Annotated in this window: 18 protein-coding genes and 1 tRNA gene; 8 read left to right on the top strand and 11 right to left on the bottom strand. The window is 61.3% G+C overall.

What is annotated here, in order from left to right; genetic code table 11:
* Positions 1-53: 53 nt before the first annotated feature.
* The gene (locus AKJ29_RS04780) at positions 54-1,055 is read left to right on the top strand and encodes a DUF2125 domain-containing protein (RefSeq protein ID WP_055188414.1); all 1,002 of its coding nucleotides are present in this window, start codon (positions 54-56) and stop codon (positions 1,053-1,055) included.
* Positions 1,056-1,228: 173 nt separating this feature from the next.
* Here the strand turns inward: AKJ29_RS04780 and AKJ29_RS04775 are convergent, their stop codons facing one another.
* The 8 genes from AKJ29_RS04775 to AKJ29_RS04740 all read right to left on the bottom strand — a co-directional run bounded on the left by AKJ29_RS04775 (position 1,229) and on the right by AKJ29_RS04740 (position 11,697).
* On the bottom strand, positions 1,229-2,200 hold the full coding sequence (locus AKJ29_RS04775; protein WP_055188412.1) for a 2-hydroxyacid dehydrogenase: 972 nt from the start codon (positions 2,198-2,200) through the stop codon (positions 1,229-1,231).
* Between the two features lie 40 nt (positions 2,201-2,240).
* The gene (rodA, locus tag AKJ29_RS04770; protein WP_055188409.1) at positions 2,241-3,389 is read right to left on the bottom strand and encodes a rod shape-determining protein RodA; all 1,149 of its coding nucleotides are present in this window, start codon (positions 3,387-3,389) and stop codon (positions 2,241-2,243) included.
* Complete coding sequence (mrdA, locus tag AKJ29_RS04765) at positions 3,386-5,338, bottom strand: penicillin-binding protein 2 (RefSeq protein ID WP_055188408.1); 1,953 nt, start codon at positions 5,336-5,338, stop codon at positions 3,386-3,388. The genes rodA and mrdA overlap by 4 nt, the downstream gene beginning before the upstream one ends.
* On the bottom strand, positions 5,335-5,874 hold the full coding sequence (locus AKJ29_RS04760) for a hypothetical protein (protein ID WP_055188406.1): 540 nt from the start codon (positions 5,872-5,874) through the stop codon (positions 5,335-5,337). Before AKJ29_RS04760 ends, mrdA begins: the two co-directional genes overlap by 4 nt.
* Entirely contained in the window at positions 5,871-6,812 is a 942-nt protein-coding gene (gene mreC, locus AKJ29_RS04755; RefSeq protein ID WP_055188404.1) for a rod shape-determining protein MreC, read from the bottom strand. Before mreC ends, AKJ29_RS04760 begins: the two co-directional genes overlap by 4 nt.
* Positions 6,813-6,901: 89 nt before the next feature.
* Positions 6,902-7,939 carry a rod shape-determining protein gene (locus tag AKJ29_RS04750; RefSeq protein ID WP_055188402.1) on the bottom strand — a complete coding sequence of 346 codons (1,038 nt, stop codon included), beginning with the start codon at positions 7,937-7,939 and terminating at the stop codon, positions 6,902-6,904.
* Positions 7,940-8,174: 235 nt separating this feature from the next.
* Positions 8,175-9,716, bottom strand: a complete 1,542-nt coding sequence (locus AKJ29_RS04745) for a 2-isopropylmalate synthase (protein ID WP_055188400.1) — start codon at positions 9,714-9,716, stop codon at positions 8,175-8,177.
* Between the two features lie 445 nt (positions 9,717-10,161).
* On the bottom strand, positions 10,162-11,697 hold the full coding sequence (locus AKJ29_RS04740; protein WP_055189030.1) for an MORN repeat-containing protein: 1,536 nt from the start codon (positions 11,695-11,697) through the stop codon (positions 10,162-10,164).
* 227 nt (positions 11,698-11,924) lie between these two features.
* On the opposite strand from AKJ29_RS04740, the gene AKJ29_RS04735 reads away from it, so the two are divergent.
* Together AKJ29_RS04735 and AKJ29_RS04730 are read left to right on the top strand one after the other, a co-directional pair.
* On the top strand, positions 11,925-13,631 hold the full coding sequence (locus AKJ29_RS04735; RefSeq protein WP_055188398.1) for an NAD+ synthase: 1,707 nt from the start codon (positions 11,925-11,927) through the stop codon (positions 13,629-13,631).
* Between the two features lie 208 nt (positions 13,632-13,839).
* A tRNA-Gly gene (locus tag AKJ29_RS04730) sits at positions 13,840-13,913 on the top strand.
* A gap of 232 nt (positions 13,914-14,145) precedes the next feature.
* Here the strand turns inward: AKJ29_RS04730 and AKJ29_RS04725 are convergent.
* On the bottom strand, positions 14,146-14,586 hold the full coding sequence (locus tag AKJ29_RS04725; protein WP_055189029.1) for a CopD family protein: 441 nt from the start codon (positions 14,584-14,586) through the stop codon (positions 14,146-14,148).
* A 224-nt stretch (positions 14,587-14,810) separates the two neighbouring features.
* Between AKJ29_RS04725 and AKJ29_RS04720 the strand changes: the two genes are divergently transcribed.
* Together AKJ29_RS04720 and gltX are read left to right on the top strand one after the other, a co-directional pair.
* Positions 14,811-15,653 (top strand): glycosyltransferase family 2 protein, encoded by an 843-nt coding sequence (locus AKJ29_RS04720; protein WP_055188396.1) that lies wholly within the window; start codon positions 14,811-14,813, stop codon positions 15,651-15,653.
* An 88-nt stretch (positions 15,654-15,741) separates the two neighbouring features.
* The gene (gene gltX, locus AKJ29_RS04715) at positions 15,742-17,067 is read left to right on the top strand and encodes a glutamate--tRNA ligase (RefSeq protein ID WP_055188394.1); all 1,326 of its coding nucleotides are present in this window, start codon (positions 15,742-15,744) and stop codon (positions 17,065-17,067) included.
* A 70-nt stretch (positions 17,068-17,137) separates the two neighbouring features.
* On the opposite strand, the gene AKJ29_RS04710 is transcribed toward gltX, so the two are convergent.
* Positions 17,138-17,362: a hexameric tyrosine-coordinated heme protein gene (locus AKJ29_RS04710; RefSeq protein ID WP_055188392.1), complete on the bottom strand. Its 225-nt coding sequence runs from the start codon at positions 17,360-17,362 to the stop codon at positions 17,138-17,140.
* A gap of 225 nt (positions 17,363-17,587) precedes the next feature.
* On the opposite strand from AKJ29_RS04710, the gene AKJ29_RS04705 reads away from it, so the two are divergent.
* Positions 17,588-19,021, top strand: coding sequence for an MATE family efflux transporter (locus AKJ29_RS04705; RefSeq protein ID WP_055189027.1), 1,434 nt, complete (start codon positions 17,588-17,590; stop codon positions 19,019-19,021).
* Here the strand turns inward: AKJ29_RS04705 and AKJ29_RS04700 are convergent.
* Positions 19,001-19,603, bottom strand: coding sequence for a gamma-glutamylcyclotransferase family protein (locus AKJ29_RS04700; RefSeq protein ID WP_055188390.1), 603 nt, complete (start codon positions 19,601-19,603; stop codon positions 19,001-19,003). The genes AKJ29_RS04705 and AKJ29_RS04700 overlap by 21 nt on opposite strands.
* A 132-nt stretch (positions 19,604-19,735) precedes the next feature.
* On the opposite strand from AKJ29_RS04700, the gene gcvH reads away from it, so the two are divergent.
* Positions 19,736-20,095, top strand: coding sequence for a glycine cleavage system protein GcvH (gene gcvH / locus AKJ29_RS04695; protein WP_055188388.1), 360 nt, complete (start codon positions 19,736-19,738; stop codon positions 20,093-20,095).
* A gap of 153 nt (positions 20,096-20,248) precedes the next feature.
* The gene (trxC, locus tag AKJ29_RS04690) at positions 20,249-20,677 is read left to right on the top strand and encodes a thioredoxin TrxC (protein WP_055188386.1); all 429 of its coding nucleotides are present in this window, start codon (positions 20,249-20,251) and stop codon (positions 20,675-20,677) included.
* The last annotated feature ends 106 nt before the right edge of the window (positions 20,678-20,783 follow it).

Genomic DNA, 20,783 nt, shown 5'->3' with positions numbered 1-20,783 from the left:
CCGTCCAGCGCGCGCTCCCCATATAAGGGGGCAGGTGTTAAGAGGAAAGCGGTATGCGCAAACTGATTGTGATTGCAGTGGTTCTGGCGGGGCTCTGGTCCGGGTATTGGTGGGTTGGGGCCGGAGCGGCCGAGCGCGCCTATCAGGGCTGGTTTGCCGAACGTCGGGCTGATGGCTGGGTATCCGACTACGAGGCATTGCGCGTGCAGGGGTTTCCGAACCGGTTCGATATGGTGGCTGAAGGCGTTCATCTCGCGGACCCGGACACCGGGCTGGCCTGGTCGGCAGATCTGTTCCAGCTTCTCACCCTCAGCTACAAGCCCAACCACCTGATCGCGGTCTGGCCCGGCACCCAGCGCCTGTCGACCCCGTTGCAGAATATCGACATCACGGCGCAGGATTTCAAAGCGTCACTTGTCGTGGATCCCGCGCCCTCCCTGCCCCTGAACCGCTCCTCATTCGTGATCGAAGACATGACCCTGACCTCCTCTCTGGGTTGGACCGCCACGCTGGGATCTGCCAATATCGCCACCCGGCAAGTGGACGGGAAATCGACCGAACATGAAGTCCATCTGGAGGTAAAGGAGTTCATCCCCCCCTCTGAACTTGTGCAAAGTTTTGATACCAACAGCCTGCTGCCCCCGTCTTTTGAAGGCGTTACAGTGCAGGGCAAAGTGGCATTTGACGCCCCGTGGGATCTGGCCGCCCTGGAACAGGAACGCCCGCAACCCACCGAGATCAAACTGGACATGCTGCGGGCCGAATGGGGTGAGATGGTATTGCAGGCCGCAGGCACCCTCACCGTGAACAGCGCCGGTCAGCCCAACGGGAAAATCACCGTGAAGGCGCGGAACTGGCGCGAAATGGTGGCGCTGGCCAAAGCCTCTGGGCTGATTGATCCGGCCTTTGAAGGCACCGTCATCGGCGCGCTTCAACTGTTGTCCAGCCTCTCGGGGGACCCCAACACGCTGGATGTGCCTTTGGGATTTTCTGGCGGCTTCATGTCCCTGGGGCCGCTCCCAATTGGCCGCGCGCCAAGCTTTCATCTGCGCTGACACAGTGGGGTGGCGGCCCGCCCGACGGGCCATATCGCCATCCTCATGTCTCATTTTTCTTGCCGAAAATACCTCGGGGTGAGGACGCAGTCCGAGGGGCAGCGCCCCTGCCCCGCCCTCGACCCTGCGCAAACTAGAAAACTAGAAAACTGCCTCTTCTGGCCATCAAGCCCTCAATAGCCGCGCGTCTTGTCCACCAGATGTAACAGCGCCTCGCCCGCCTCGGATCTGCGTATATTCTCCGCAATCACCTGACTGGCCGTGTCCGGCCGGGTTTCAGAGGCGATATGCGGGGTCACGGTTACATTGGGGTGCGCCCAGTAGGGGTGCTCTTTGGGCAGGGGCTCCACCCGGAACACGTCCAGCGTGGCATGGCCCACCTGCCCGCTATCAAGCGCTGCAAGCAGGGCGTTATCCTCAATCAACGGGCCACGCCCCGGGTTCAGGATCCGCGCGCCTTTGGGCAGCAGTGCCAGCGTGTCAGCGTTGAGGGTGTTTTCCGTGGCCGGTGTGTTGGGCAGAAGCAGCACAAGGATCTCTGCCTGGGCCAGAACATCGCGCAACCCGTCTTCCCCGCTATGACAGCTCACCCCCGGCAGGGATTTTGCGCTCCGGCTCCATCCATGCACGTTGAAGTTCAGCGCCGACAGGGCCTGCGCACAGGCGGCACCCAACTGCCCCAACCCCAGCACCCCCACGGTCCGGTGGCGTGCAAGCGGCGGGATATGGACCTCCCACGCTGGATCCTGCCGACAGATATCCTGATCCATATCAAGGTGATAGCGCAGGGTATGCCCCACCACCCATTCCACCATCCCTTCGGTCAACCCCCGGTCCACCATCCTGGTATAAGGCTGGGTCAGGGTCGGGTTGGTGAGGATGCTTTCCACCCCGGCCCAGAGACCCAGCACGGCCTTGCACCGGGCATAGGGGCTGAGGTCGGACAGGGGGCCGAACGGGGCGTAGATGATGTAATCCACCTCGTCCGGAGCAAACCCCTGACGCAGATCCGCCACCACGCCCGCCTCGCAAAAAGCGGCTTCCAGCGCGGGCTTATACACTGGCCAAAGCGCATCACGCCCGGCAAACATCACATTGACGGCTCTGGGGGCAGCGGTCGGGGCAACGATCGAGACTGGGGTCATCAGGGGATCCTTTTCACAATATCGGACGCGCCGCAGATGCCTAACGCTTCTGTCGCGCCCTGTGCACATGTGCAGACTGCACCAGACCAAAGCCGATGAGAAGCACCAGCATGGACGAGCCCCCATAACTGACCATCGGCAGCGGCACGCCCACCACCGGCGCCATCCCCATCACCATCGACATATTCACCGCGAAAAACAGGAAAAAGGTGACCGCGATCCCAAGGATCAGAAGGGACGAGAACCGGTCCCGGTTCTGCACGGCGGAAATCACGCAGAACACAAGGATCAGCACGTAAAGCCCAAGCAGGCCCGCTCCGCCCAGAAAGCCGAACTCCTCAGCCAGCGTGGTAAAGATGAAATCCGTGTGTTTTTCCGGCAGGAAGTTCAGCCGCGACTGCGTGCCCTGCATGAACCCCCGCCCGGTCCAGCCACCGGACCCCAATGCAATCTTTGACTGGGTGATGTGATAGCCCGCGCCAAGCGGGTCCGAAGAGGGATCAAGGAAGGTGTCGATGCGGCGATACTGATAATCTTTCAGAAGCTGCCAGGGCGTGCCGCGCGACAGGAATACACCAGTGACCAGCCCCACGCCGCTCAGGATCACTGCCCCAAAATACCACAGGCTGACCCCGGCCAGAAACATCACCACCCCACCGCCGGTCACCAGCAGGATCGACGTGCCCAGATCCGGCTGTTTCAGCACCAGCATGGTCGGCAACGCAATCAACACCAGCGGCAAAAGCACCCAAAGCGGACGCGAAACCTTTTTCACATCCAGCCAATCATAATAGGCGGCAAGAATCATGATCAGGCTGATCTTCATCAGCTCCGAAGGCTGCAGCCGCATGAAGCCAAGGTCAATCCAACGCTGTGCCCCCATGCCGGTTGAGCCTATCAGCTCCACCAGCACCAAAAGCACCAGAGAGACGAGATAGCCAAGCCCCGCCATATTGCGCCAGAACCAGATCGGCACCATTGCCGTGATGAACATCAAGACTATCCCCAGCGCAAACCGTTTCATCTGCGCCGCCGACCAGGGATCAAGGCTGCCACCGGCCACGGAATACAGCATCAGGAACCCAACCCCGGCCACAGCGCACAACAGCAGCACCAGAAACCAGTTCAGATACAGCACCTTGCGCAGCCCGGCGGGCACGTATTTGACGTTGTATTCAAGATAACTCATGCGCGCCCGCTCCCCTGCGCACCGTCGTCAGAGGGCAGTTGCATCCTGTCCTCGATCTCTTTTTGCCGCGACCGGATGGTGCCGCGCTGCGAGGACGGGTAGGCACTCAGCGGGGGGGGGCCGCCGTAAAGCGTCTGCAACATCACGTCCCGCGCAATCGGGGCCGCCGCCGTCGAGCCGCCGCCGCCATGCTCCACCACAACCGACACCGCATAGCGTGGATTTTCCACAGGCGCATAGGCGACAAACAGCGCGTGGTCACGCCGCTCCCAGGGCAGGTCTTCGTTGCGGGTCACGCCACGCGCACGCTCTGCCTTGGTGATATTGCGCACCTGGCTGGTGCCGGTCTTGCCCGCCATCCGAAATTCATCCCCGGTGATTTTCGACCGGCCCGCCGTGCCACGCCGTGCATTGACCACCGCATACATGCCCTGGCGCACCGCGGCGAGGTTCGATGAGCTGATCCCAAGCGGCGCCTGCTCTGCAATCGGCTGATCCACCCCGTTGATGGAGCGCACCAAGCGCGGCACCACCGCACGCCCGGTGGCGAGCCGGGAGGTCATCACCGCCAGTTGCAGCGGAGAAGCCAGCACAAAGCCCTGCCCGATACCCGCATTCAGGCTGTCCCCGACAACCCAATCCGCACCGCGATTTTCCAGCTTCCACGCCTTGTTCGGGATCAAACCCTTCGCCACCGCAGACAACGGCAGGTCGTGTTTTTCCCCAAGCCCAAGGCGGCGCGCCATCTCGGCAATCTTGTCGATCCCAACCCGCTGGGCGATCTCATAATAATAGATATCACAGCTCTGCTCGAGGCTCTTGAGCAGATCAACCTTGCCGTGGCCCGCCCGTTTCCAGCAATGGAAAACGCGGTTATAAACCTCGATCTTGCCCCAGCAGGTCACAGTTTCATTGGGGCCGATCACCCCTTCTTCCAGCGCCGCGAGCGCAGTGACCATCTTGAAGGTCGACCCCGGCGGATAGGCGCCCTGCGCCGTTTTTGCCGCCAGCGGACGATAGGGGTCTTCCAACAGAGCCTTGTAATCCGCGCTGGAGATCCCGTGCACGAATTTGTTGGCGTCAAAGGTGGGGGCCGATCCCAGCGCGAGGATATCCCCGCTCACCGTGTCCATCACCACCGCAGCTGCACTTTCCCCCGCCATGCGCGCCTGCACATAACTTTGCAGCTTGGCATCAATGGTCAGCTGCACCGCCGCCCCGGCCTGCCCTTCTTCGCGCGACAGCTCGCGCATCTCACGGCCCACCGCGTTCACCTCGATCTCACGGGACCCGGCAGAACCGCGCAGCACATGCTCCATCTTGGCCTCAACGCCGGATTTGCCGATCTGGAACCGGGGGATCTGCAACAAGGGATCCGGATCTTCGAGCTTGGACAGGTCGTAATCCGAAACAGGCCCCACATAACCCAGAATATGGGCAAAATCGCCGCGTTGCGGATAAATCCGCGACAGGCCCACCTCGGGGGTGATGCCGGGCAGGGCCGGGGCATTCACCGCCACTTCGGCCACCTCACCCCAACTGACCCGATCCGCGACGGCAACCGGCACAAAGGGGCTGCGCCGTTTGACTTCTTTCAGCGCGTTGGCGATGTCCTCCTCCGACATCCAGACAATATGGGACAGCTTGCGCAGCACCGCTTCGGGGTCGCCTGCGTCCTCGCGCACCAGAACGATGCGGTAATTCTGTTCATTGCCGGCGATCAGCACGCCATTGCGGTCATGGATCAACCCGCGTGAGGGGGGGATTAGTCGGATATTGATACGGTTTTCTTCGGCCAGCAGGCGGTATTCGTCGCCCTGATCCACCTGCATATAGCGCATCCGCCCAACCAGAAGGGCCGCAAAGGACACTTGCAACCCACCCAGAAACAGGCCCCGCCGGGTGATTATGCGGGCACTTTTATCCGTATCCACACCGCTGCGTTTCATGCGTAATGCCCCGAAATCTCGTCCTCACCCGGCTGCAATTTATGGATGCCGAACCCATAGACCGTGACCAGCGCGGCCAGCGGATAGGCGGCGATCGTGGCCAGAAGGTAAAGGATCTCGCGCCCGAACGAAACCTGCTCGACCAGGAACACGCCCAGCAGCAATCTTTGGCCGATCAGCATGGCCACAAGCGTGGCGGCCACCAGCCCGAACTCGATCAGAAAGCTTTGTTCGCGCAGGCGCGTTTCGCGACGGCGCAGGAATTCCGTGCCAAACACCACCATCAGGGTCCAGACCGCGGGAGGTTTCAAAAGCAGCATGTCGGTCAGGAAAAACACCGGCGCGATCAGGAATACCGGCGCATAATCCGGGCGGCGCACCACCCAGGCCATCACCAGAACCAGCAAAAGATCCGGGCCGGGAAGGCGCCCGGCGCCAAGCTCCAGCGGCAACAGGCGTCCGAACAGAAGCACGATGGCAACCACCACCAGCAACAGGCGATAATATCCACGGCTGAGGGCAATACGATCAATCATTGCCCGCTCTCCGCGCGGACCCCGGACGTCTCAGCCGCCGTGCCTTCACGAAGGATGTTTTCCACCGGCGGCTGCGCCGGGGTCGAGATAATCAGCGCATCACTGTCCAGCACCCGTTCGCCGGGATGGCTGCGCAGAACACGCAGGAACTCAAGCCGCTCGTAATCCGCCGAGAGGCGCACGCGCAACCGGCGATCCGTGCCCATGGCCACATGCCCAACCAGCAATCCCGCCGGGAACACCCCGCCGTCACCGGAGGAAATCACCCGGTCCCCGGGGCGCACCTTGTCCGGGCTTTCCAGAAATTCCAGCGGCGGTGACGCCGTGTTGTCGCCACGCAAAAGCGCGGTCTGCCCCGAGGGCTGCACCGTGATCGGAATGCGCGAATTGCTGTCGGTCAAAAGCATCACGCGGCTGGTCTGACGCCCCACACCAGAGATCCGCCCCACCAGACCCAGCCCATCCGTGGCCGCCCAGCCATCAACGATGCCATCGCGGGTGCCGACATTCAGCAGGACCGACTGGCGAAACGGCGAGCCGCTATCGGCCAGCACGACCCCGGTCACATAGCTGAGCTGCGCATCCAGCCGCACATTATTCAGGTTCAGAAGCCGCGCGTTTTCCTGTTCCAGCTGAAGCGCCGCTTCTTTCCAGGCTTTCATCTGGCGCAGCTCGCGGCGCAGTTCCTGGTTTTGCTGGTAAATCCGCTGGTAGCTTTGGAAATCTTCAACCATGCCCACCGCATGGGTGACCGGCACCAGGGCCCATTCGAAACTGGGCACCACCGTATCAATCAACTGGGCACGGAACCGTTCCACCCGCGGGCTGTCGATCCGCCAGATCAGGAACACCAGCGCCAGAAACAGCACGAGCATCGCCATGAAGAGCCGCCGCAGCGGCCCCGCATATTCGACATTTGGCTGTTTGTTTGTCGCCAAACTTGCCTCCGGTCACTTTGGCCTCAGATCACACCGGCGGGCCCAGATCCGGGGCCCGTCAGGTCAGGTCCAGAACAGGCTACGCGCGATCAGCTATCGTAATCAATCACGTGGCGCAGCTGCTTTTCATATTCCAGCGCCTTGCCGGTGCCCAGCGCCACGCAGTTCAGGCTTTCATCTGCAACCGAAATGGACAGGCCGGTCTGTTCGCGCAGCGCCAGATCCAGATCCCCCAGCAGCGCGCCGCCCCCGGTGAGCATCACGCCGCGGTCGACAATATCCGCGGCCAGATCCGGCGGGGTGGCTTCCAGCGCGGTCATCACCGCTTCGCAGATCTGCTGCACCGGCTCTGCCAGCGCCTCGGCAACCTGCGCCTGGTTGATCTCGGTCTCTTTCGGCACCCCGTTCAGAAGGTCACGCCCGCGGATCTGCAGCGACGCGCCGCGCCCGTCATCGGGCATCCGGGCGGTGCCGATCTCGGTCTTGATGCGTTCGGCGGTGCTTTCACCCACAAGAATATTCTGGTTGCGGCGCAGGTAGGAAATGATTGCATCATCCATCCGGTCGCCGCCCACGCGCACCGAGCGCGCATAGACGATGTCGCCCAGGGACAGGACCGCCACCTCGGTGGTGCCGCCGCCAATATCCACAACCATGTTGCCGGTCGGATCGGTGATCGGCATGCCCGCCCCGATGGCTGCGGCAATCGGTTCCGCAACCAGCCCGGCGCGGCGCGCGCCAGCAGACAGAACCGACTGTCGAATCGCGCGTTTTTCAACCGGGGTGGCGCCATGCGGCACGCAGACAATGATCTTCGGTTTTGAGAAGGTGGTGCGTCTGTGGACCTTGCGGATGAAGTTCTTGATCATCTCTTCCGCACTGTCGAAATCGGCAATCACCCCGTCCCGCATCGGGCGGATCGCCTCGATCGAGCCCGGTGTGCGCCCGAGCATCAGCTTGGCGTCTTCCCCTACAGCGAGCACCTTTTTCACGCCATCCTTGACGTGATAGGCCACCACCGAGGGTTCATTCAGGATCACGCCCTTTCCCTTGACATAGACCAGCGTGTTCGCCGTTCCCAAGTCAATGGCCATATCCGATGAAAACAAACCTGAGAAACCTGCCATGTGCTGCCAACCTTCATGCAAAATAGAAATGGTCCACGACTCCCCCCGAGTGCAGACCATAGCGTTATAGGCCCCAAGGGGATTTGGTGAAAGCCCGAATTACAAGGGTCCGGCGGCTTCTCGCCGTCCTCAATCGGTGGCTTGCACATTTCCGATTTATCATAGCCATCGAACATGAAAAAGCGCGGCCTTTTCGGGCCACGCTTTCACTTTTCGAACATCTGGGTCAGATGCGTCAGACCGCCTCGGGTTTGGTCTTTTCCCGGCGCACCAGAAGGTTGTTGAGCGCGTTGACATAGGCTTTGGCCGAGGCAACCACCGTGTCGGTATGGGCCGACTGGCCGGTCACGATCTTGCCGTTCTCTTCCATCCGCACGCTCACGGTGGCCTGCGCATCGGTGCCTTCGGTGACCGCATGCACCTGGTAAAGCTTGAGCCGCGCCTCATGCGGGAACAGCATCTTGATCGCGTTGAACGTGGCATCAACCGGCCCGTCCCCCTGGGCGGTGACCTGACGGTCCACCCCGTCGATCTCCATGGTCAGATCGGCAGATTGCGGGGCTTCTGTGCCGCAGATCACACGCAGGAATTTCACCTGAAGGCGGTCGTTCTGCGCATCGGTCCCGTCGGTCATCAGCGCGATGATGTCCTCGTCAAACACCTCTTTCTTGGTGTCGGCCAGATCCTTGAAGCGGACAAACACATCCTTCAACTGGTTGTCACCCACGTCAAAGCCGAGGTCGTTCAGCTTTGCCTTCAACGCGGCACGCCCCGAATGTTTGCCAAGCGGCAGCGAGGTGCCGGCGAGGCCGATATCTTCGGGCCGCATGATCTCAAAGTTTTCCGGGTTCTTCAGCATCCCGTCCTGGTGGATGCCGCTTTCATGGGCAAAGGCGTTTTTGCCGACAATCGCCTTGTTGAACTGCACCGGGAAACCCGACACCTGCGCCACGCGGCGCGAAATGTTCATGATCTTGCGCGTGTCGATCTGGGTTTTATAGGGCATGATGTCATGGCGCACCTTAAGTGCCATCACCACCTCTTCCAGCGCGGTATTGCCCGCGCGTTCGCCGAGGCCATTGATGGTGCATTCGATCTGGCGTGCACCGGCCTCAACTGCGGCCAGCGCGTTGGCGGTGGCCATACCAAGGTCGTTATGGCAATGGGTGGCAAAGATGATCTCATCCGCGCCGGGCACTTTTTCGATCAACATGCGAATGAGGTCGGCGCTTTCACGCGGCGCGGTATAGCCCACTGTGTCGGGGATATTGATGGTGGTGGCACCGGCCTTGATCGCAATCTCGATCACGCGGCACAGGTAATCATGCTCGGTCCGCGTGGCATCCATCGGCGACCATTGCACATCATCCACGAGGTTGCGCGCATGGCTGACGGTGTCATGGATCAGCTCGGCCATCTCGTCTTGCGTAAGGTTGGGGATCGCGCGGTGCAGCGGCGAGGTGCCGATAAAGGTATGGATGCGCGGCTTGGCGGCATTGCGCACGGCCTCGGCGCAGCGGTCAATATCCTTGAAATTGGCGCGCGACAAGCCGCAGATGGTCGAGTTTTTCGACCGCTGGGCAATCTCGGATACGGCGGCGAAATCGCCCTCGGAGGCAATCGGGAAGCCCGCTTCGATAATGTCGACACCCATCTCGTCCAGCATCTCGGCAATTTCGAGCTTTTCGTCATGGGTCATGGTGGCGCCGGGCGATTGTTCGCCGTCGCGCAGCGTGGTGTCAAAGATCAACACGTGGTCGGATTTGGGCTGGGTCATATCTCTGGTCTCTTCATCAAATCTTGGGTCGGGCCATAACGTGCCCGTGGAGTATCCCGGTTCGCGGCGGATTACCAGTTTTCGCATGCCATTTTTGGCGGGGATCAACGAAAGAACAGTGATCGGCTGCAAGCGGGATGTTGGGAAGGGGCGCGGTCAGGCATATCCTCTGAGCGGACGCGCCGAGATGGCACGCTCAGAGGCGTGTTAGCAGCGAAAGAGCAGCCAGGCCGATACGGGCCGAGGGAGCGATATGTGTCTGCGTTACCATGGCGGTGACTATAGGGCAGTTTTTACCGGGGGAAAGAGGTTTTTTCGGTTTCCCTCATAATTCGCCGGTAATTCTCCGGTAAATCCTTGATAAATCCGCCAGAAACACAGCCCATTAACACGCCCAGCAACACACCCGGAGCGAGCGCTTCAGGTCCGGCCTCAGTTTCCAGTCTCAGTTTCCGGTCGATGTGTCAGGCTCGGCTTCTGCGGGCACCTCGGGGGAAGTTTCTGCCGTTGGTTCCGGTGCCGCGTCAGAGCCGGGGTTTGATCCGGCCTCCGGCAGATCTGCGGCCGCGTCCCCGTCATCTGCGGGCAAGGACGGATCCGGTCGCAGCACGCTGCCTTGCAGAAAGCCCTCCTCCCAGATGCCGTCCTCGCGCGTGCCATCTGCGCGGATCACCACACCCGGGCCATGGCGTTTGCCATCGACAAAGCCACCGTCATACAGATCGCCATTGGCATAGACCGCCACGCCCTTGCCATGAAAGAGCCCCGCCCGCCATTCGCCTTCGTAGCGGAAGCCATCGGCGGTTTTCAGCACGCCCTGTCCCTGACGCTGGCCAGCAAAGAAACCGCCTTCATAGGTGCTGCCATCTTCCAGCACCGACACCCCCTGCCCGCTGGGCAGACCGGCCTGCCAGTCCCCCTTGTAGCTTGCCCCGGTGGCGGTGGTCAGGCTGCCCTGCCCGTCATAAAGCGCATTCACAAAAGCGCCCTCATATTGCGTTCCATCGGCATAACGGGCCACGCCATTGCCTTCGATCACCCCGGCGACCCATTCCCCCTCGTAAGAACTGGTGTCGGGATAGACGATCATGCCCTGCCCCTGCGCCACCCCATCCACAAACGCGCCCTGATAGACCGAGCCATCCGGGTAAGTTGCCACGCCGGTCCCTTCGATGCGCCCCTCGACCCAATCCCCTTCATAGACATAGCCATCCGCACCGGAGAAGCGGCCCTTGCCGTGGCGCTTGTCGCCCGAGAACATCCCCTCGTATACATCGCCCCCCGCATAGGTCACCTTGCCCTTGCCGTCGCGCGCACCGGCGCTGAACATGCCTTCATAGACATCCCCGTTGACCTGGGTCAGCTTGCCCTGCCCATGCATCTGCCCCTTGGTCCATTGGCCTTCATAGATCATCCCGTCCGCCGAGATCAGCTTGCCCTCACCGTCGCGCTGGTCATCGCGCAGCTCTCCGTCATAGACCGAACCATCGGCGTAGCTGGCAACACCGCGCCCGGTTTTCACACCGATCACCCAGTCGCCCTCATAGATATAGCCAGAGGGGCTCTCCATCCGGCCCTTGCCATGGTGCATGGCATTGCGAAACCCACCTTCATAGGTCACGCCATTGGCATAGATTGCCAGTCCGGTGCCGTTGATCTTGCCATCCACCCAATCGCCCTCATAGGTGCCGCCATCGGCAAAGGTGATCCGGCCAAACCCGTCCGGCTTGCCCTTGGCGAAACTGCCTTCGTAAACCGATCCGTTCGGGAAGCGGGCCACGCCCTGCCCGACGATCTCGCCTTCGATGAACTCGCCGGTATATTCATAGCCAGAGGGCAGGCGGTAGGTGCCCATCCCATGCTGAAGCCCACCCTTGAACGTGCCCTCATAGACGGCCCCGTCATCATATTGCTTGATCTCGACATCCTGGGCCACGACGCGCCCCGGCATCAGGCCAGCGGCCAGAGCTGTTGCGGCCATCACGGCCCCGATCGCGGGAAAGCGCAGCAGGTGCTTCATGCCCAACCTCTTCAAATCAAACGACAAGACAGGCCCCGACAACATCAGGGCATCTTTGGCAAGATAGAGGAGCCTCCGGGGCGAAACAACGCTTTTCCCCCACATTCCGGCGCGGGGGCTTCCCCTTCGGCCAAATACTGCTACATCTGTGCGCAAATGTCCTGAGACCCGGTAATAGAAGACGCGCGATGAGTGAGAATTTCCACACCCCCGATTTCCGCCCCGCAGATTTCCGCCCCGCCCAGTTCCGCCTGACCCTGGCCCAACTGAACCCCACGGTGGGCGCCATCGCCGCCAATGCCGACAAGGCGCGGGCCGTCTGGGCCGCCGCAAAAGAGGCCGGCAGCCAGATGGTCGCCCTGCCCGAGGCCTTCCTCACCGGCTATCAAACCCAGGATCTGGTGCTGCGCCCACAGTTCTACCGCGACGCCATGGCAGCCGTGGAACAGCTCGCCCGCGACTGCGCGGATGGCCCTGCCATGGGCATTGGCGCCCCCTATCATGATGGCAAGAACCTTTATAACGCCTGGTGGGTGCTGGAAAGGGGAGCGGTGAAAACCCGTGTCCTCAAGCAACGCCTTCCCAATGAAACCGTGTTTGACGAGGTGCGCCATTTCACCTCTGCCCCTCCGCAAGGCCCCTATTCCATTGGACCACTGCGCATCGGCACCCCGATCTGCGAAGATGCGTGGCATGCCCATGACGTCTGCGAAACACTGGCGGAAAGCGGTGCCGAGATCCTGCTGATCCCCAATGGCTCGCCCTATTTCCGCGGCAAATATGACGTGCGCCTCAATCACATGGTGGGGCGCGTGGTGGAAACCGGCCTGCCGCTGATTTACCTCAATATGGTGGGCGGTCAGGATGATCAGGTGTTTGATGGCGGCACCTTTGCGCTGAACCCCGGCGGGGAGCTTGCCCTGCGGATGGGCGTGTTTGACGAAGAAATCCGCCATATCGACCTGACCGAGACCGACGCGGGCTGGCGCATTGCGGCGGGCGAGGTCGCCCCCCAGCCCGACGAATGGGAACAGGATTACCGCGCCATGGTGGACAGCCTGCGCGATTACATGGGCAAAACCGGGTTCAAACAGGTGCTCTTGGGCCTTTCTGGCGGGATCGACAGCGCCATCGTGGCCACCATTGCCGCCGATGCGCTGGGGCCTGAGAATGTGCGCTGCGTGATGCTGCCATCAGAATACACCTCACAAGGCTCACTGGAGGACGCCAAGGACATCGCCCAGCGCCTTGGCTGCCAGTATGATTTCGTGCCGATCAAGGAAGGGCGCGATGCGATCACCAACACGCTTGCGCCGTTTTTTGAAGGGATGGCAGCGGATATTACCGAAGAAAACATCCAGTCCCGCCTGCGGGGCCTGCTGCTGATGGCGCTGTCGAACAAAACCGGGGCCATGCTGCTCACCACCGGCAACAAATCCGAGGTCGCCGTGGGATACGCCACGATTTATGGTGACATGTCAGGCGGTTACAATCCGATCAAAGACCTCTACAAAACCCGCGTCTTTGAACAATGCCGCTGGCGCAACGCCAATCATCGCCCCTGGATGAAGGCACCAGCAGGGGAAATCATCCCCGTGTCAATCATCGACAAACCCCCGTCCGCCGAACTGCGCCCGGACCAGAAAGACGAGGACAGCCTCCCCCCCTATGACGTGCTGGATGCGATCCTCGAAGGGTTGGTCGATCACGAGAAATCGGTGGAAGAGCTGGTCACCGCAGGGTTTGACCGGGCAATTGTGAAAAAGGTCGAACATCTGGTGTTCATCTCGGAATATAAACGCTTCCAGTCGGCGCCGGGCACGCGGCTCACTAAAGGGGCATTCTGGCTGGACCGCCGTTATCCCATCGTGAACCGCTGGCGCGACATGAGCTAACCGGGCGCGCGGCATGGCACAACGGACATAACAGATCTGCCCGAACGGTCCCGGCCCGCGGGCAGATCCACCAGCCACGATGGCCGCCACGCCTCCCGTCACGATGACACGAGGAACGGACGAAAAGAATTTTTCCAAAACTCTACCCAGACAACCGGAAATGGCCTTGACCCCCAATTTGTCATGTCATAGATCATGACCTCACTGCGCGGGCGTTGTGTAGTGGTAAGACCTTAGCCTTCCAAGCTAATGACGCGGGTTCGATTCCCGCCGCCCGCTCCAGACCCTCCCCCAAATTGGCAGACCTTTTCCGTTTCAGATGCCCGCTGAGCCATTTCTCCGGCGCTTGATGGCCCGGTATCTGTTCGGCGGCGGACACTGGGGACAGACCCGCATGAAACCGCCGCCCCCGCTCACCTTCTGGCCCGCTTATCTCCCGGCTTTTTCTTGCTCAAAATACCTCGGGGTGAGGCCGCAGGCCGAGGGGCAGCGCCCCTCTTCCCTCATCCGCGCCTCAAAACCCGCCCGTGCGCAGAAACGCCCCGGTCAGCACAAACAGTACCGAAAGTGTTGTGACCGCGCGGATGTGCCAGCCCATCAGAGGCAACGTGTCCGGCGACAGGGTCGGGATCACCCGAAACCGGGCATTCACCGCAAAGCCCGCTGTGATCGCCAGCAGCACAAGCTTTACCCCGATCCCGGTGCTTGCCGGATCGGAAAAGCGCACCCAGTCACCGACATCCGGCACGAACGCATAGGCCAGCCACAGGCCGGACACCACCTGCGCCAGCAGGGCAGGCATCCCAACCCGTTCATATCCCTGCTCAAATCTGAGCAGAATTCCGGGATCGCGCGCCTTCAGCGCCCGCGGCAACACCGTGGTCGCCAGCACGATATGCCCGCCGGTCCAGACCGCAGCCCCCAGCAGATGCACCACCAAGACGAGATAAAACATGTTGCTCTTTCCAAACCCGTGCCGCAGGGCCATTGCGCCCCGGCTTCTGCCCCCGCACCCTAGCTGGCCACCGGATCAGAGCATTGATATTTGCTAAGAGGGGGCGGAAATTCTCGCCATACGCATGCGTCCCTCCGGTGCGGGCAGTGGACAAATCCGGCCTGATATGAAAGGAGGTGACATCTGACCGGACAGCCCGATCCACAGCCCGATCCGAGGAGCATATGACAAAACTCTTTGCCGCAATGACAACGGTTCGAAACGACGACCTGTTCCTGCCCAAATGGATTGACCACTATGGCCGGGCCTTTGGTCATCGCCATCTTTACGTGTTTCTGGACGGCCATGATCAGGAAAAACCTGATTGCGAAGGCGCCGATCAGGTGAATTTCCTTTACCTGCCGCATCAACCGATGGAACGCGTGGGCGCCATGCGGCGCCGGGCACGGGTCATGTCTGCGCTGGCGCGCGGGCTTTACCGGTATTTCGACAGTGTTCTGGCCTGCGACGTGGACGAGTTTCTGGTGGTGGACCCCAATCTGAACACCACTTTGGCCGGCTACCTGTCTTTGCTCACCGACAAGGTTTCCGTCTCCGGGCTGGGGCTGGATGTGGGGCAGCATATGGTCGAAGAAGGGCCGCTGGATCCCAGCCGCCCCTTTCTGGATCAGCGCCGTTACGCGCATCTTTCCGCCCGCTACACCAAGCCGATCACCACCTTTCGCCCCGTCACCTGGGGGTCGGGCATGCACCGGATCAAGGGGCACGGGTTTCGGATCGACCCCAACCTGTTCACCTTCCATTTCGGCATGGTCGATTATGAACGCTCCACCGGCAAGACGCTGGACAAGGACCGGCTCGCCACCGGTTGGGGCGGGCATCTGGAGCGGCGCGAGGCGCTGTTCAAGATCATCACCGAAGCAAGCGCCCATGACGGCGACACCTATTTCCCCACCGCCCGCCAGCGCCAGCGCCGCGAACGCGCGCCCTATGCGCTGAACAAGCCGGGCATGTTGAAAGACGAGCCGGTTGTCACCATCCCGGATCGGTTTCGCGGGCTGATCTGACACCACCCGCTGCCCGCCCCCGCACTTTTTGCGGATATGGACAAAAGCCGCGTGATGTGAAACACGTCCCGGCCAAGGAGATCTATGTATGACCACCACCCGTTTCGCCCCATCGCCCACCGGCTATATCCATGTGGGCAACCTGCGCACCGCGCTTTTCAACTACCTGATTGCCCGCAAATCCGGCGGCCAGTTCATCCTGCGTCTGGATGACACCGACCCGGAGCGGTCGAAGCAGGAATATGCCGATGCGATCATGGAAGATCTGGAATGGCTGGGCCTGACCTGGGACCGGGTGGAAAAGCAATCCGACCGTCTGGAACGCTATGAGCAGGCCGCGCAGGAGCTGCGCGACATGGGGCGGTTTTACGAATGTTTTGAAACCCCAACCGAGCTGGATCTGAAGCGCAAGAAGCAGCTCAACATGGGCAAACCGCCGGTCTATGACCGCTCGGCGCTGGCGCTCAGCGAGGCCGAAAAGGCCGCCCTGCGCGAAGAGCGTGGGCAAGGTCACTGGCGGTTCAAGCTGGATCATGAACGGATCAACTGGACCGACGGGATCCTGGGCGACATTTCAATTGATGCGGCCTCGGTCTCTGACCCGGTGCTGATCCGGGGGGACGGGCAGTTCCTCTACACGCTTGCCTCGGTCTGTGACGACGTGGATTTCGGCGTGACCCATGTGGTGCGCGGATCCGATCACGTGACCAATACCGGCACGCAGATCCAGATCATCGAAGCATTGGGCGGCACGGTGCCCAGCTTTGCCCACCACTCGCTTCTGACCGGCCCGCAAGGGGAAGCCCTGTCGAAACGTCTGGGCACGCTGGCGCTGCGCGATCTGCGCGAAAACGGTGTGGAGCCGGCAGCACTTCTGTCGCTGATGGCGCGTCTGGGATCGTCACAGCCGGTTGAGTTGATGAGCTCCCTTGATGAGATTGCGGACGGGTTTGACCTGAGCAGCTTCGGGGCCGCCCCGACCAAGTTCGACGTCGATGACCTTTACCCCCTGACCGCGCGCTATCTGGGCGCCCTGCCCTATGATGCGGTGGCCGAGACCGTGACCGGGCTGGGTGTGCCCGCAGATCAGGGCGAAGCGTTCTGGAACGTGGCCCGCGAAAACATCACCGTGCTGAAAGATCTGGCGCCGTGGTGGGACCTCTGTTCGACCGGCGCCGATCCGGTGATCGACGAGGAAGACCGGGAATTTGTCGCCGAGGCGCTGGCGCTGCTGCCCGAAGGCCCGTTTGATGGCGAGACCTGGGGCAACTGGACCAAAGAGGTGAAAGCCGCGACCGGCCGCAAGGGGCGTGGCCTCTTCATGCCGCTCAGGAAGGCGCTGACCGGGATGAGCCACGGCCCGGACATGTCGGCCCTTCTGCCACTTTTGCAGGTGATCCGCGCCAAGGGATAAACCCTTAACAAAAAACAGAAAAGCCGCCCCAATCGGGCGGCTTTTTTCATTGCAGCATCCGGGTGCCGGATCAGTCCCGCCAATAGTTATTGGCCTGTGCCACGGTCTGGAAATTGGTGGCAACGACCTGCGAGACCTGGGTCAGGCTGTCGGCATTATTGGCATATTCCGGGCGCATCTTGGAGCGCGCCTCATCATCGGGCTGGGTCTTTTTCACCGCCATGCGCGACAGTTTGATCGCCAGGTCATAGCCTTCTTCGGGGGTTGATGTGATGAGAGTGGGTAGCCAGGACATGGCTGCCTCCTTTTGACTGGTTTAGCTGACAGAACCCTGCCGGGCTGTTGTACTGCGGTCAAGGTATCAGGGGATGGCAAATGGTCCGGGCATATGGCCCAGAAAAGAGGGGCAGGCCAGATGTCACAGCTTTGCCCGCGTTTGCGCACATCCCCTGTGCATCCCGCCCACTGGCGCATGGCCCGGTTTTCCGGCAAGCTGGCAAAAGCGCGACAGGAGGCCCGGATGGCAGATGAAATCGACAAGGCAGGTGGGGAGCCCTCGGAGGTCAGCCCCCCTGCACAGGCGAAGTTTCTGACCGGCAGCCTGATGCGACATATCACGGTGATGGCGCTGACCTCTTCCGTGGGCCTCATGGCGATTTTCCTTGTCGACCTTGTGGACATGATTTTCATCTCATGGCTGGGCCGTGACGAGCTGGCGGCGGCGGTGGGCTATGCGGGCGCGATCCTTTTCTTCACCTCGTCTTTCGGGATTGGCATGTCCATCGCGGCAGGTGCATTGGTGGCCCGCGCGCTGGGAGAGGGCGAGGTGCAGAAAGCACGCAGGCGCGCGGCCACGGCCCTCTTTTACGGGGCCGTGCTGGGGGCCGTGTTTGCGGCAATTGTCTGGATGAATATCCGGCCTCTGACTGCTCTTCTCGGGGCGTCTGGCACCACGCTTGATCTTGCTCAGCATTACCTGCAGATCATTCTGCCCTCACTGCCCGTTCTGATCATTGCCATGGTCGGGGGGGCGATCCTGCGCGCCCATGGGGATGCGCGCCGCGCGATGATGGCGACCATTTCCGGCGGCGCGGTCAATGCTGTCCTTGATCCGATCCTGATCTTTGGGCTGGGACTGGACCTGACCGGTGCGGCGCTGGCCTCGGTTGCGGCACGGATCACCATCGCCATCCTGTCGATCTGGCCGATCCTGACCCATCATGGCGGCCTTGACCGCCCCACCCGCGACGCGTTCAGCGTCGATTTCCCCGATCTGATGAAGATTGCCATTCCCGCCATCCTGACGCAGTTTGCCACGCCGATTGGCCAGGCCTATATCACCCGCTCCATGTCGACCTTCGGGGAAGACGCGGTGGCGGGCATGGCCATTACCGGCCGGCTGGTACCGGTGGCCTTTGGGGTGATTTTTGCGCTCTCCGGCGCGATCGGGCCGGTCATTGGCCAGAATTACGGGGCCGGGAACATGGACCGAGTGCGTCAGGCATTCCGCGACGGGCTGCTGTTCACCGCCATTGTCACCCTCTGTGTTGCCACGCTTCTGTTTGCCTTTCGCGCACCGATTGCGGATCTGTTCAACGCGCAGGGCATCGCACGCGAGCTGGTCTACCTGTTTTGTGGGCCGCTGGCATTGCTGTGGTTTTTCAACGGGGTGATTTTTGTCACCAATGCCGGGTTCAACAATCTGGGCCACCCGTTCCGCTCAACCATGATCAACTGGGGCCGTCAGACCGTGGGCACCGTGCCTTTCGTGATCCTTGGCGCGCAGCTTTGGGGCGCGTCGGGGGTGATGATCGGCTGGGCAATGGGCGGGCTTGTTTTTGCGGTGATCGCCCTGGTGATGTTCCAGCGCATGTTGATGCGCGAGACCTGCACGGTGGCCACGGGATTTACCCGGCAACGCCGTCAACTGGCGCTATTCAACTTCCGCCGCTAGGTCTTTGAGCCAGCCATCCACCAGATCCTTTTCCTCAGCAGACGTGACCTGCGCGCGGGGATAAATCGGATCGGCCCGGTCGTTTCGGATTGGCGCGTGCCAGCCATCTGTGGTCTGAAAGAAATGATCCACACCCGCCCGGCCAAACACGTCCAGATAGCCCTGCACCACCACGTCGAGATAGGACAGAAGCACCGGGTTGTCGCGCGTGGGGTCAAAATGCGCGCCGAGTTCAATGGCGTAAACCGCAAGATCCACCTCACCCGCCTGGTGCGCCACCCTGCTATTTCCGCTCTGGCCATTCCCACTCTGGCCATTTCCAGTCTGGCCGTTTAGCGGCACCCGCACATAGGCCCGTTCGCGCAGGTCCAACGCCGCCCAATCCGCACCGGGCACCGAAGCGATGAGGCCATCAATCTCGCCCCCTTCATCCGGGACCACGGTCAGGTAGCACACGGCCCTGAGCGGCGAGGCCCGCCACGCCCTGCGCCAGCCGCTCAGCCGGGCGGGTTGCACGTTTTCATAAGAATGCGTGCGCCGGTTCACCAGCGATCCATATCCAAAGAAAAACGGGTCTTTCATAAACGGCCCCTCCTGCCCGCACCCTGCCCTGATCTTGGCACAAGGATCAACCAGTGCAAATCAACCAAGGGATTGCCACAACGCCCGACCGGCGCTACCAAAATGAATAAGGCAAATTCTGGAGAAACCTTGATGAAATACACCGAAGAACATGAATGGCTGCGCGAAGAAGACGGGCTGATGGTGGTGGGCATTACCACACATGCCGCTGAACAGTTGGGCGACGTGGTGTTTGTGGAGCTGCCGGAAGAGGGCGACACCGTGTCGAAAGACGATGAGGTGGTGGTGATCGAAAGCGTGAAAGCCGCGTCCGACATCCTGGCCCCTCTGGATGGCGAGATTGTCGAGGTGAACGAAGCGCTCGCCGACAACCCCGGCGCGGTGAACGACGACCCGGAAGGCGAGGCGTGGTTTTTCAAGATGAAAGTCTCCGACCCCTCGCCGCTGGAAGATTACATGGACGAGGCAGGGTATAAGGCATTTATCGGCTGAGTGCTGCCGCCCCCGAAAGATGCAACCCGCGCGGCCCCTCCGTGCGGGTTCTTTTTTGGCGGTGGTGCAGGGGGGCGTTTCATTGCCGCCTGCCCTTGAAGTCCTTCATCATCGCATTAAATATGCATCAACTGGAATATGATAGAGACCCCCATGACCAAACCCCTGAAAATGACCTGCCTTGAGTGCAGCGCCGTCAATCGCGTGCCCGCAGACAAATTGGGCGCGGGGCCGAAATGCGGCACCTGTGGCGCAAAGATGAACGATGGCAAGGTGCGCGCCTTGGATCCGGCCACGCTGACCAAGGCCATGAAAAACGACGACGTGCCGCTGCTGGTGGATTTCTGGGCGCCATGGTGCGGACCCTGCCGGATGATGGCCCCCGCTTTTGAACATGCCGCCCGCGCGCTGGCCCCGCAGGCCCCGCAGGCCCGGCTGGCCAAGATCAATACCGAAGACCATCCCAAAGTCTCGCAAAAACATGGCATTCGCGGCATTCCGGCGCTGATCCTGTTTCAGGGCGGGCGTGAGGTGACACGGCAGGCCGGCGCCATCCCCGCTGTTACGGAACATAAGGAATGACACTTATCAGGGATTATCCGGTTTTGTGCGGGATCGTGTGGAAACCCAGTGAAACAGGGTGGTTGAGCGACAATTCGGGGGAATTCTCAAAAGGCGCGTGGAAAAT

The organism is Aliiroseovarius crassostreae (assembly GCF_001307765.1).
Classification (GTDB): domain Bacteria; phylum Pseudomonadota; class Alphaproteobacteria; order Rhodobacterales; family Rhodobacteraceae; genus Aliiroseovarius; species Aliiroseovarius crassostreae.
Note: the sequence above shows the minus strand (reverse complement) of the source record. Positions and strands in the feature narration are given on the sequence as shown.